Below are 12,457 nucleotides of genomic sequence, written 5' to 3'. Positions count from 1 at the left end.
GCGGGTGGGTCCCTCTCAGTCCGTGGGTCGGCGGGGGAACGAGTGTGTATGCAGGCGGACTTGGGCGGAGCCTTCGTCGGACAGTCCGTTGTAGCTGTTGATGAGCTCGCGCATCTTCTCGTTCAGCTCCCTCAACTGCTCAGGGGTGAGCTGGAGCGTGAAGTCGCTCATGTCCGAGCTGCCGGCCCATTCCTCGGGCCATTCGCGCGAGGTGCCGAGCCAGGTGCCGAGCTCCTGGGTGTGGATGTTCGCGATCTCGTGCAGGTAGAGGTCCGCGGCTCCGCGTACGGCGGGATCGGGGCTGCGGTGCAACTCCCTGCTGAAGATGGTCCCTTCCTGTGTCGCCTTCCACCACCGCTCGCGGCCTTTGCCGCGCTCCGGGTCGTCCTCGACGAAGCCGTGGGCGGCGAGCTGGCGCAGGTGATAGCTGGTGGCGCCGCTGGACTCGCCGAGGCGCTCGGCCAGTTGGGAGGCGGTGGCGGGGCCGTCGTGGCGGAGCGACAGCAGCAGCTGAATCCGCAGCGGATGCGCGAGACCGCGCAGCGAACGGGCGTCCAGTACGCGGAGGTCGGGCTCGTCGAACTCTTTGCGTTCTTCCGGTACTTCGGGTTCGGCCATGCCCTCACCCTAGACTTGCAAAGGTTTCGTTGCAACAATTTCTTTGCATCGGATCCTTTGCAAGGGACTCTTTGCAGCGGCAGGCTCCCTTGCCGCGGACTTCTTGCGGACGCCGCCGCCTAGCCCGCCCTGACGAAGCCCTCTCGCACCAGCCACTCCTTCGCCACCGAGTGCGGATCCTCCCCGTCCACGTCCACCCTCGCGTTCAGCTCCCGCGCCACCGCGTTGTCCAGCTTCTTCGTGATCGGGCCGAGGACGTCCGCCATCGCCGGGTACTTCTTCAGGGACTTGCTGTTGATCTCGGGGGCCGCGTTGTAGTTGGGGAAGAAGTGCCTGTCGTCGGTCATCACCGTGAGGCCCATCGCCTTGATGCGGCCGTCGGTCGTGAACACCTCGCCGTAGGTGCAGGAGCCGCCCTCCGACAAGCGGGTGTAGACCGTCCCGCCGTCCATCGTCGCGACGGCGCCCGCCGGTACGCCCATCGCGTACGCCTTCCTCATGCCGTTCAGCCCGTCGTCCCGCGCGGCGAAATCGTTCTCCACGCACAGCGTCACCGCCGACGGGTCCTTCTTCGACAGCGCCGCCACCTCCGACAGCGTCTTCGTCCGGTACTTCTTCGCGTTCGCCGGGCTCGTCGCCAGGGCGTACGTGTTGTTCAGGGCGGCCGGCGGCAGCCAGGTGATGCCGTTCTTCAGGTCCGCCTCGCGAAGCGCCTGCCACTGCTGCCGCGGATCGGCGAACGGGCGTTCGCTGCCGAGGTAGGTGGTCCACGCCGTGCCCGTGTACTCGTACATCACATCCGCGTCGCCCCTCGCCACGGCCTCGCGGGCGCCGACCGCCCCCTGGATCCCCGTCCTGTCGCGTACGTCCGCGCCCGCCGCCTCCAAGGCAAGGGCGAGGATCTGCCCGAGGATCAGCTGCTCGGTGAACTCCTTCGACGTCACTGTCAGTTCGGCGCCCTCCAGCGGCAGGCCCCTGCCGACCGATCCCGGCTTCACGTCGTCCACCAGCGGGCTCCCGCCGGCCAGCCCGCACCCGGCGACCGCCGCGCCCACGGCCAGGGCGGCAGCCAGCAGGCGTGCAGCGTCGTCGCGTGTACGCCCCGCCCGCCGCCGCATCCGCCGTTTCATCGGCCCGCCTCCGCCTCCGCCTCCGGCTCACGCGGCCGCAGCAGCAGTTCCGCGATCGATGCCAGCCAGTCCACGAACAGCGCCAGCGCCACCGTCAGGACGCAGCCCAGGAGCAGTACCGGCATCCGCTGTTCGGTGATCCCGGTGGCGATCAGGTCACCGAGGCCGCCGCCCCCGACAAAGGCGGCGAGCGTGGCCGTGCCGACGTTCAGGACCAGCGCGGTCCGTGCGCCCGCGAGGACGAGCTGGACGACGGCCACGGCCCCCAGGGGCGTCGGCTCGTCCGCCTTCAGACGGGCGACGGTGCCGGAGAGGACCGGCAGGACCGCGTACAGGGTGATGCCGATCAGCGCCGCCCACTCGCCGACGCCCAGCCAGATCACCAGCAGTGCCAGCAGGCCGATCGCCGGTGTCGCCCGCCAGACGTTCGCGCAGGCCGTCAGCAGCGGCGCGGCGCGGCGTGCGCCGGGGCGGGTCAGCAGGATGCCGAGCGGGACGGCGACGGCGAGCGCGAAGACGGTGGAGATCACGGTCAGCTGGACATGCCGGCTGAAGCGGAGCCACACATTGCCGCCGCCCAGCGCGCTGCGCGACACGGAGTCCAGGTCGGCGTGGGTGTACGAGAGCCAGGTCGCCAGCAGGAGCGCCACCAGAACCCCCGGCACGACGACCAGCATCTGCCAGGTCACGCGGTACGGCAGCAGTCGTGCGGCCGGGGCAGCCGGAAAAGCGGCGGCGACCGACTCGTCCCTGGTCTCAGACACGGACCCTCCTCGGGATGGTCAGGCGCCCGACCAGCACGTACACGGCGTCGAAAATCAGAGCCAGGGCGATGGTGCCGAGCGTGCCCGCGAGCACCTGGTGGGTCGCGTTCTTGCTGCCCGGGGAGGCGAGGCCGCGGAAGATCTCATGGCCGAGGCCGGGCCCGGAGGCGTACGCGGCGATCGCGGCGATGCCCGTCAGCAGCCGCGTGGACACACGGATCCCGGCGAGGATCGGCGGCCAGGCGAGCGGCAGTTCGATCCGCGCCACCCGGGCGAGGCGCGACATGCCGATGCCCTTGGCGGCGTCGACGAGGGCGGGATCGACGCCCCGCAGCCCGACGATCGCGCCGCAGACGACGGGCAGCAGCCCGAACAGGGTGAGCGCGACGACCGTGGGAGCCACGCCCGGACCCACGACCGGGATCAGCAGGCCGATCACCGCGAGCGAGGGGATCACCAGGACGGTGGAGGCGGTCGTCGTGGCAAGGTTGGCGGCCCACTCGCTCCGGTACGTCAGGGCGCCGATCAGGACACCCAGCAGGGTGGCCACGACCATGCACTGGAAGACCGCGCTCGCGTGCTGGTAGGCGTCCGTCAGCAGCTGCTGGTGGCGACTGCCGAGGTACTCCCAGAAATCCACGGGCCACTCCTCGGACGTCAGGACGAGCCGGACGCCTGTTCCACGAGCGGAATGATCCGCAGCGGAACGGGATTTTCCATGACAATCGCCGTGGACGCCCGCACGATGCCATCAAAACCGACAACCCGGTCGATCACACGTTGAAGATCGGCATTGGAGCGGGCCACCAGGCGGCACAGCATGTCGCCGTGCCCGGTGGTGGTGTGCAGCTCCAGCACCTCGGGGACGGTGGCCAAATGGGCCCGTACATCGGCGCCCTGGCCCTGTTTGATCTCCAGCGTTGCGAAGGCCGTCACCGGATAGCCGAGCGCCGCCGGATCGACGTCCGGGCCGAACCCGCGGATGACTCCATTGGACTGAAGCCGGTCCATCCGCGCCTGTACGGTCCCGCGCGCCACCCCGAGCCGCCGGGACGCCTCCAGCATCCCGATCCTCGGCTCGCGCGCGAGCAGCACGATGAGCCTGCCGTCCAGTTCGTCGATCCCGTCCGTGGGCATGGTCGCCGCCTCTCGGTCCCTGCTCTTCGAGTGGTCATCCTGTACAGATAGCCCTTCCATACTGTCCATTCACTGTGCAGATTGACCAGCCCTTCGGCGAACTATTGCGCAGCATGCGATACGGAGAGACTCTGCCGCCATGACTGAGACAACGCACCGGACCACCCCCAGCACCGCGCGCGAGGCCGATCCCTTCCCGGTCAAGGGAATGGACGCTGTCGTCTTCGCCGTCGGCAACGCCAAGCAGGCCGCGCACTACTACTCCACGGCCTTCGGCATGAAGCTCGTCGCTTACTCCGGACCGGAGAACGGCAGCCGCGAGACCGCGAGTTACGTCCTGACCAATGGCGCAGCCCGCTTTGTTCTCACCTCCGTCATCAAGGCCACCACCGACCACGGCCGCTTCCTCGCCGACCATGTCGCCGAGCATGGCGACGGCGTCGTCGACCTCGCCATCGAGGTCCCGGACGCGCGTGCCGCGTACGCCTACGCGGTGGAGCACGGCGCACGCGGCATCGAGGAGCCGCACGAGGTCAAGGACGAGCACGGCATCGTCGTCCTGGCCTCCATCGCGACGTACGGCAAGACCCGCCACACGCTGGTCGAGCGCGGCCGCTACGACGGCCCGTACCTGCCGGGCTTCGTCGCCGCGCAGCCCATCGTGGAGCCGCCGGCCAAGCGGACCTTCCAGGCGATCGACCACTGCGTCGGCAATGTCGAGCTCGGAAAGATGAACGACTGGGTCGCCTTCTACAACAAGGTCATGGGCTTCACCAACATGAAGGAGTTCGTGGGCGACGACATCGCCACCGAGTACTCCGCGCTCATGTCGAAGGTCGTCGCCGACGGGACCTTGAAGGTCAAGTTCCCGATCAACGAGCCCGCGATCGCGAAGAAGAAGTCGCAGATCGACGAGTACCTGGAGTTCTACGGCGGCGCGGGCGTGCAGCACATCGCCCTGGCCACGAACGACATCGTCGCGACCGTACGCTCCATGCGCGCGGCCGGAGTCGCCTTCCTGGACACCCCCGACTCGTACTACGACACTCTCGGCGACTGGGCGGGCGAGACCCGCGTGCCTGTGGAGACGCTGCGCGAGCTGAAGATCCTCGTCGACCGCGACGAGGACGGCTACCTGCTGCAGATCTTCACCAAGCCGGTCCAGGACCGCCCGACCGTCTTCTTCGAGATGATCGAGCGGCACGGCTCGATGGGCTTCGGCAAGGGCAACTTCAAGGCGCTCTTCGAGGCGATCGAGCGCGAGCAGGAGAAGCGCGGCAACCTCTGACCTTCTGCCGCGCACGCACGGCGACACAGCACGGCCAACTGTCCGACGGGCCCTGACCCGTTGGGCAGTTGGCCGTTATGGTTAGTCATGACCATGGCGGATGTGAGTAGTGGCGACGACGGACGTATCGACTTAGCAGTGCCGTCCGAGCGCTGGCACTGGAAGAAGACGCTCAAGAACACCACCGTCCTCCAGTCCTTCGCCTTCGACGACGCGCGTCAGCGGCTGTACGTCCTCCAGGTGATGCAGGGCGGCATCAGGCTCGCGGGCGAGCCGCGTGCGTACTCCGGTACGGAGCGTCGGCAGCGTGGCGACATGTGCCTGAACCAACTGGACTTCAGTGGCCGGCGGTTGGGACACATGTATCTGCTCGGACACGGCCACGGCGTGGGTATGGGTGTCGAGCGCGACGCGGCGGGTGCGACCTGGATCTGGACCGAGTCGGACGGGCGGGTCGCGGAGTCCGGGGCGTTCGGGCGCGGCATCACGCGGTTCCGCTTCGTGGACCGGCAGGTACGCCGCAGCTCGGCGGAATCCACTCGCTACCCGGTCGCCGGCTCCACCGCGAACCAGCCGTCCGTGGACATGGGCACCAAGCGCATCGCGGTCCGCCACCGCATCGCGGGCAAGGTCCGCTACCGGGTCTTCTCGCTCGGCCGCGCGGTCGCGGGCGACTTCACGAAGCCGCTCCACGACTTCCCCCAGGCCGCCGCGCACCCCGACCCGGACGCCGACTTCCAGGGCTTCGCCCTGCACGGCAACTACCTCTACCAGCTGGCGGGCGATCCGTACGGCACCGGTAATCCCCCCTCGGGACACGGCAATACGTACGTCTCGTGCATCGACATACGCACGGGCAAGCTCATCCAGCGGTCCCGCACGGAGGCGGGCTACTCGCTCGACTACCGGGAGCCGGAGGGCCTGGCGGTACGGCGTACGACGAGGGCGCGGTTGTGCATGGGGTTTGCGTCGGGGGGAGTGGGGGAGCGGCGGTACTCGATCTACTACAAGGAGCGGAGGTAGCGGGATGGGCACGTATGCCCCGCAGGCGCCCTAACGCTGCGCCGCCCGCACCGTAGGGGCGCGGCCGTACACATCCCGCGGCCCACCCTCCGCCGGCTCACCCAGCGCCCCCAGCGCCTCCCGCGCCCTCGGCGCCAGCAGCGGCGAGAACGACGGGTTCACGCGCAGTGCCTCCGCCAAGTGGCGCCGGGCCGCGCCGTCCTTGCCCAGGTGCATCTCGATCTCCCCCAGGTGGTACAGGAACACCGCACTGCGCAGCCCCTGATCCGTCGCCTTGCGGGCGTACTTCAGCGCCTCCTCGCCGTCCGAATCACCGTCCCGGTACAGCGCCCACCCGAGCGCATCCGCGACGTACGCATTCGGATGCCGCTTCCACTCCGCCCGCAGCCGCGCGACCGCCGCCCCCGGGTCACCGTGGTCCGCGTCCAGGAGCCCGAGCAGCAGCTCACCGGAGCCGGCACCGGACCCGGGACCGGAGCCCGAGTCCGAGCCGGTGCGCCCACGCACCGCCCCCAACGTCACCCTCGCCCGCACCAGCGCGTACTGCTCCGCCGCCTCGTCCGCCTTCCCCCGCGACTCCAGCAACTCCCCGTACTCCAGCCCCAGTTCAGGTACCGGCAGAGCAGCGAGCGCCGCCCGGTACACGCGCTCCGCCTCGTCCGTCAGGCCCAGTGACGCCAGGACCCGCGCGCGGCCCGCCAGTGCCCGCCCGTGGCCGGGGGCGACTCCGAGCGCCGTCTCGTAGTGACCCAGCGCCTCCTGCGCCTCGCCGCGCTCCCACGCCAGGTCGCCCATGCGGTTCAGCCCGGCCGCCTTCTCCGCCGGCGTGGCGGCCAGCGCCGTCGCGTCGGAGAGCGCCGCCGCCGCGTCCTCCCGCCAGCCGCGGTTCCAGTACACCTCCGCCGACAGCCGCCCCACCGTGTAGCCCGGCGCCGCCCCCAGCGCCCCCAGCTTCTCCACCGCCGTGGTGGCCGCCTTCTGGTCGCCCAGGCGGCTGTACGCGTCGCTCAGCACGGCGTACGTCGTCCAGCGCTGCGGCGAGCGCGCCCGTACCATCTCGCCGTAGTGCTTCGCCACCCGGTAGTCGCCCCGCGCATGCGCCAGCGCCGCGAGCCCGACCATTGCGTCCAGGTTGCCGCTCTCCTCCGGCCGTACGGAGAGCGAACGCCGCAGGGCCCGCTCCGCGAGCGGATAGTCCCCCGGGTCGCCCGTCCACCGGCCCCGCTCCAGATATGCGGAGCCGAGCACGGCCCAGGAACTGTCGTCGTGGGGGTGCCTGCGCAGCCACGTCCGGCGGTCGCCGATCAGCGCGCCCAGGTCGGAGGCAGAGGCCGGACTGCCCGCCCCCACCGCCCCGACGGCGGCCATCGCCCGGCCGGCGGGCCCGGGCGGGGGCGGCGGGCCCTGGTTCCCCGCCGACAGTACGAGTGTCAGCAGCCCCGCGGCCCCCGCGACCAGCACCGCCGCGCCCGCGAGCACTGCGACCGTGGACCGGCGGCGCTTCACTCGCTGTGCCGTCTGCTGTGCCGTCTCCATGGCGATCATGCGATCACTCTGCGGCAGTACGAAGAGCACACCCAGCCGTGCGAACCGGATCGCTGACGGGTTCACACCGATGGCCCCCGAGTGCCAGGCTGGGACCATGGACGATCTTCTCGTACAGCTGCGTGCGGGCCTCCCCGACGACGCCCTGATCACCGACCCGGACATCACGGCCTCGTACGCCAACGACATGGCGAGCTTCTGCGAAGCCGGCGCACCGGCCGTCGTCGCCCTGCCACGCACCGTCGAGCAGGTCCAGCACATCATGCGCACCGCGACCGCGCTGCGCGTCCCCGTCGTCCCGCAGGGCGCCCGTACGGGCCTCTCCGGCGGCGCGAACGCGACCGACGGATGCATCGCCCTGTCCCTCTCCAGGATGGACCGCATCCTGGAGATCAGCGCCGTCGACCGGATCGCGGTCGTCGAGCCGGGCGTCATCAACGCGGTCCTGTCGCGCGCCGTCGCCGAGCAGGGGCTCTACTACCCGCCGGATCCCTCCAGTTGGGAAATGTGCACCATCGGCGGCAACATCGGCACGGCATCCGGCGGCCTGTGCTGCGTCAAGTACGGCGTGACGGCCGAGTACGTCCTCGGGCTCGACGTCGTACTCGCGGACGGCCGCCTCCTGACCACGGGACGGCGCACGGCCAAGGGCGTCGCCGGCTACGACCTCACCCGGCTCTTCGTCGGATCCGAAGGCAGCCTCGGCATCGTCGTCAAGGCCGTGCTCGCGCTCAGGCCCGCCCCGACCGAGCAGCTCGCACTCGCCGCCGAGTTCCCGTCCGCGGCCGCCGCCTGCGAGGCCGTCTGCGAGATCATGGCGCGCGGCCACGCCCCGTCCCTCCTCGAACTCATGGACCGTACGACCCTGCGCGCCGTCAACAAGATGGCCAACATGGGCCTCCCCGAGTCCACCGAGGCACTCCTGCTCGCTGCCTTCGACACCCCAGAGCCGGCCGCCGACCTCGCCGCCGTCGGCGCACTGTGCACCGCGGCCGGCGCCACCGAGGTTGTGCCCGCCGAAGACGCCGCCGAGTCGGAACTGCTCCTCCAGGCACGGCGGATGTCGCTCACCGCGCTCGAAGCCGTCAAGACCGCGACGATGATCGACGACGTGTGCGTACCGCGCTCGAAGCTCGGCGCGATGATCGAGGGCACCGCCGTCATCGCCGAGAAGTACGACCTCACGATCGGCGTCTGCGCGCACGCGGGCGACGGCAATACGCACCCCGTCGTCTGCTTCGACCACGCCGACGAGGACGAGTCGCGGCGTGCCCGCGAATCCTTCGACGAGATCATGGCGCTCGGCCTGGAACTCGGCGGCACGATCACCGGCGAGCACGGAGTCGGCGTACTCAAGAAGGACTGGCTGGCCCGCGAACTCGGACCGGTGGGACTGGAGTTGCAGCGCAGCGTCAAGGCGACTTTCGACCCGCTCGGCATCCTCAATCCCGGCAAAATGTTCTAGGGGGTGTCCGGTCGGTCTCCGTGGGAGAAGGAGCGGGGCTTGGTGCGTGCAGCTGCAAGGCGGAGGAGGGAGTCGACGCGATGGGGGTCCCCCCTGTTCGAGCGCAGTCGAGAACTTGGGGGAGTCGCCGACCGACGACAACGCCGCAGATGTGCGTGCCAAGCCCCGCGACGCCGCGGAGACCGACCGGACACCCCCTAGGACCGCTGCGGCTTGTGTCGTACGACGAAAGCCCGATTTCGCGGACACGGCAGTGCGCATAGCGTGAAAGGGCAGGCCAAGCAGCAGCCGCCTCAACGAGGAGGAACCGTGCCCGCCCGTCTCGACCACACCATCGTCCGCAGCCGCGACCGCTTCGCCGCCGCGCAGTTCCTCACGGAGCTGATCGGGGCCCCGGAGGCGAAGCCGTTCGGCCCGTTCGCCAGTGTCCCGCTGGAGAACGGCGTCACCCTCGACTACCTCGACGACGACAGTGAGCGCATCGTTTCGCAACACCTGGCATTCCTGGTACCCGACGAAGAGTTCGACGAGATCTTCGCCCGCGTCAGGGAGCGCGAGCTCCCGTACTGGGCCGACCCGTACCACCAGGAGCCGCAGGAGATCAACCACCACCATCAGGGCCGCGGCTTCTACGTCGACGACCCCGACGGCCACTCCATCGAATTCATCACGCACACGTACGTGATCGACTAGGGGAGACCGACCGGACACCCCCTAGGGCTCACGCCTCCCCGTCCTGCGACTCGTCCGACGGCCAGGGGTCCCGCAGCCACAGATCGTCGGCCGGCAACGGCGCGAGCAGCTCGGCGAGCGCCTCTTCGATGCCGAGCTGCTCGGTCTCCGTCCCCGGCGGGACCATCAGCAGCGTCCGCTCCAGCCAGGCGGAGACGGCCACGGACGGTGCCTCCAGGAGGGCGTCGCCGTCGGGGGACGTCAGCGCCATGCAGATCACGCTTCGAGAGTCGATCTTGGTCGGCCAGATGCGGACGTCGCCGTGGCCGCACGGCCTGAACACGCCCTCCACGAGCAGCTCGCGCGCGAAGGTCCAGTTGACGGGGGAGTCGGAGCCGATGTGGAAGGCGACGTGCACGGCGTACGGGTCGTCCGTGCGGTACGTCAGCCGGGCCGGGACGGGGATGCTGCGCTCGGGCGACAGCACCAGGTTGAGCTCCAGTTCGCGTTCCACGACGGTGTTCATGTGGGTGCCTTCCTCTCCTCCGGTACGGGGCCCGGGAGCGGGCCTCACGGGAAGAGAGGGGCTTCCCTTCGCTCCATTACGCGACTTTCACCCCCTGCTTGAAGAACTTCGCATACGGCCGGAGGGATGCCCGGAAAGGAGTGCTTCCGGCGGGAGGGGCCCGGCGCGTTGCGGCGGTCTGATAGATGTGGACCCCGATAACGAGGCCATCGACTAGATACGGGACCACGGTGATGAGCGCCCCCACCCCGGCCAACGGCGACAGCAGCCCCACTCCTGGCTACTATCCCGACCCGTCCATCCCCGGATATGTCCGGTTCTGGAACGGGGCCGCGTGGGTGCCCGGAACCAGCCGCCCCGCGCCCGCCGACGGCGAGGCGATGCCGCCCCCGCCGGGCGGCGCCACGTCCGCTGCGCCCACCGCGCCGTCCGCGCCGTCCGCGCCGTCTCCGGTGGAGGAGACCGGCCCGCTCTTCTTCGACGAGGAGCCCGAAGGCGCGCACCTGCACGGAAACGCCCCGGAACCGGCGTCGGCCTGGCAGGCGGACACCTCCCGCCAGACGGGCTTCGGCGGCGAGCGCGACCGCCGCGTCTCCTGGGGCTCCTCGCAGCCGGACGCCGCGTCGGGCGACCCACGCCGGGGGACCCCGTCCCAGAGCGCGGGCGACCCCCGCGCAGGGGCGTCCGACCCCGGCGACCCGGCGCCGCAGCAAGGGGCAGGCGGTGCTTCGGCCTCCGGTTCCGGTGGCGGTACGCAGGACCCGGCCTCGGGCGACCCCAGCCGGGGTGCACTGCCGGGCGTACGCAGGCCCGGACAGGCACAGCCTCCCGCCGACGGTACGGTCACGATCCGCGCCCTGCGCCAGGGCGCGGAGGAGGCCGCCCGCACGACCAGGGCGGACGGCACGATGGCGATCAGGACGATGACCCCGGGCGCCCAGCAGCCCCAGACCCCCGGCCGGCCCACCCCCGCCAACCCGTCGCCGCAGAACCCGGGCCAGGGCCGGCCTCCGGGCCAGAACCCCGGTCAGGCGCAAGGCGCGGGGCAGGGCCAGAGCCCCGATCGGCCGCACGTCCCGGGCCAGGGCGGGCCCCACACGTCAGGCCAGAACCCGGGTCAGGCGCACGCCCCGGCCCGGCCGCACGTCCCGGGGCAGGGCCAGCAGACCTCCGGCCAGGCAGCCGGCGCGGGTCAGGCCCAAGGCCCCAGCTGGGCCCCGGCCGCCGGCCAGGGGCAGAGCCCCCGTCAAGTCCCGGGCCAGGCACAAGGACAGGCACAGGGCCAGGCACAGGCCCCCCTCACCGGCCGTGCTTCGACTCCCGGCCAGGCGCAGCAGGGGCAGGGCGCCCAAGGCGCCGCTGGGGGCGCCCCCGTGGCGTCCGGGGCCGGTGGTGGCGCCGCCTCGTGGGCGCAGCAGGTGCACCGGCTGGCGCAGCCGGACCAGGGCGCGCCCGCTTCGGAACCCGTCGTGCCCTGGAAGCCGCCGGTCAGTGACCCGTTCCTGCAGGCCGCCCAGGCCCAGGCCGCGGCGAGGCCCGCCGGACTCGGCAAGCGGCTTGCAGCGCGACTCGTCGACACGGTGGTCCTCGGGGCCGTCGTCGGCCCGGTCGCCGTACCGCTCGTATCGAAGGCCGTCACACATGTCGACGGCAAGATCGAGGCGGCGAAGCTCTCCGGCGAGACCGTCACCGTATGGCTGCTCGACGGTACGACGGCCGGATACCTCGGCATCGTGCTCGCCGCGTTCCTGCTCTTCGGAGTGGTCTACGAGGTGCTGCCGACCGTCAAGTGGGGCCGTACGCTCGGTAAGAAGCTGTGCCGTATGCACGTGCGGGACATCGAGGCGCACGAGCCCCCGGCCTTCTGGGCGGCGCTGCGGCGCTGGCTGGTGTACGGCGTGCTCGGCGTCCTCGCCGTCGGTGTCGTCAACGCCATGTGGTGCCTGTTCGACCGCCCGTGGAGGCAGTGCTGGCACGACAAGGTGGCGCGTACGTTCGTGGCGAGCGACAGCTGACGGAGGGTGAGGCGGGGGCCTAGGGGGGTGTCCGGCGGATCATGCCTGGGCCGCGGGGCTTGGCACGCACTCCCCCAAGGCCTTAAGGGCCAGGGGGGACCCCCTCCGGCGTTGTCGTCGGTCGGCGACTCCCCCAAGTTCTCGACTGCGCTCGAACAGGGGGGACCCCCATTGCGTCGACTCCCTCCTCCGCCTTGCAGCTGCACGCACCAAGCCCCGCTCACCAGCGCTGATATGGCGCCGCACCCTGAAGCCGGCCTGCTCCGCCGGACAC

Annotated in this window: 12 protein-coding genes; 5 read left to right on the top strand and 7 right to left on the bottom strand. The window is 70.8% G+C overall.

Annotated elements, in window-relative coordinates; translation table 11 throughout:
• Window positions 1-15: 15 nt before the first annotated feature.
• From PXH83_RS10320 to PXH83_RS10300, 5 genes are all read right to left on the bottom strand, one after another.
• Complete coding sequence (locus tag PXH83_RS10320; RefSeq protein WP_274559095.1) at window positions 16-618, bottom strand: ArsR/SmtB family transcription factor; 603 nt, start codon at window positions 616-618, stop codon at window positions 16-18.
• 119 nt (window positions 619-737) lie between these two features.
• On the bottom strand, window positions 738-1,748 hold the full coding sequence (locus tag PXH83_RS10315; RefSeq protein WP_274559094.1) for a glycine betaine ABC transporter substrate-binding protein: 1,011 nt from the start codon (window positions 1,746-1,748) through the stop codon (window positions 738-740).
• Window positions 1,745-2,452: an ABC transporter permease gene (locus PXH83_RS10310; RefSeq protein WP_274562755.1), complete on the bottom strand. Its 708-nt coding sequence runs from the start codon at window positions 2,450-2,452 to the stop codon at window positions 1,745-1,747. The genes PXH83_RS10315 and PXH83_RS10310 overlap by 4 nt, the downstream gene beginning before the upstream one ends.
• A 52-nt stretch (window positions 2,453-2,504) precedes the next feature.
• Window positions 2,505-3,152 (bottom strand): ABC transporter permease, encoded by a 648-nt coding sequence (locus PXH83_RS10305; protein ID WP_274559093.1) that lies wholly within the window; start codon window positions 3,150-3,152, stop codon window positions 2,505-2,507.
• A 17-nt stretch (window positions 3,153-3,169) separates the two neighbouring features.
• Window positions 3,170-3,649 carry an Lrp/AsnC family transcriptional regulator gene (locus PXH83_RS10300; protein WP_274559092.1) on the bottom strand — a complete coding sequence of 160 codons (480 nt, stop codon included), beginning with the start codon at window positions 3,647-3,649 and terminating at the stop codon, window positions 3,170-3,172.
• A 139-nt stretch (window positions 3,650-3,788) separates the two neighbouring features.
• Here PXH83_RS10300 and hppD point away from each other — a divergent pair, with 139 nt between their 5' ends.
• Together hppD and PXH83_RS10290 are read left to right on the top strand one after the other, a co-directional pair.
• Window positions 3,789-4,937: a 4-hydroxyphenylpyruvate dioxygenase gene (gene hppD, locus PXH83_RS10295; RefSeq protein WP_274559091.1), complete on the top strand. Its 1,149-nt coding sequence runs from the start codon at window positions 3,789-3,791 to the stop codon at window positions 4,935-4,937.
• 93 nt (window positions 4,938-5,030) lie between these two features.
• Window positions 5,031-5,960, top strand: a complete 930-nt coding sequence (locus PXH83_RS10290) for a phage baseplate protein (protein ID WP_274559090.1) — start codon at window positions 5,031-5,033, stop codon at window positions 5,958-5,960.
• A gap of 30 nt (window positions 5,961-5,990) precedes the next feature.
• Here the strand turns inward: PXH83_RS10290 and PXH83_RS10285 are convergent, their stop codons facing one another.
• Window positions 5,991-7,604 (bottom strand): tetratricopeptide repeat protein, encoded by a 1,614-nt coding sequence (locus PXH83_RS10285; RefSeq protein WP_274559089.1) that lies wholly within the window; start codon window positions 7,602-7,604, stop codon window positions 5,991-5,993.
• On the opposite strand from PXH83_RS10285, the gene PXH83_RS10280 reads away from it, so the two are divergent.
• Together PXH83_RS10280 and PXH83_RS10275 are read left to right on the top strand one after the other, a co-directional pair.
• On the top strand, window positions 7,603-8,970 hold the full coding sequence (locus PXH83_RS10280) for an FAD-binding oxidoreductase (RefSeq protein ID WP_274559088.1): 1,368 nt from the start codon (window positions 7,603-7,605) through the stop codon (window positions 8,968-8,970). The genes PXH83_RS10285 and PXH83_RS10280 overlap by 2 nt on opposite strands.
• A 309-nt stretch (window positions 8,971-9,279) precedes the next feature.
• Window positions 9,280-9,663 (top strand): VOC family protein, encoded by a 384-nt coding sequence (locus tag PXH83_RS10275; protein WP_274559087.1) that lies wholly within the window; start codon window positions 9,280-9,282, stop codon window positions 9,661-9,663.
• A gap of 28 nt (window positions 9,664-9,691) precedes the next feature.
• On the opposite strand, the gene PXH83_RS10270 is transcribed toward PXH83_RS10275, so the two are convergent.
• Window positions 9,692-10,168, bottom strand: a complete 477-nt coding sequence (locus PXH83_RS10270; RefSeq protein ID WP_274559086.1) for an SsgA family sporulation/cell division regulator — start codon at window positions 10,166-10,168, stop codon at window positions 9,692-9,694.
• Window positions 10,169-10,401: 233 nt separating this feature from the next.
• Between PXH83_RS10270 and PXH83_RS10265 the strand changes: the two genes are divergently transcribed.
• Entirely contained in the window at window positions 10,402-12,183 is a 1,782-nt protein-coding gene (locus PXH83_RS10265) for an RDD family protein (RefSeq protein WP_274559085.1), read from the top strand.
• The last annotated feature ends 274 nt before the right edge of the window (window positions 12,184-12,457 follow it).

It is taken from the genome of Streptomyces spiramyceticus (assembly GCF_028807635.1).
Taxonomy (GTDB): Bacteria; Actinomycetota; Actinomycetes; order Streptomycetales; family Streptomycetaceae; genus Streptomyces; species Streptomyces spiramyceticus.
This window is presented reverse-complemented; position numbering and strand designations above follow the sequence as displayed.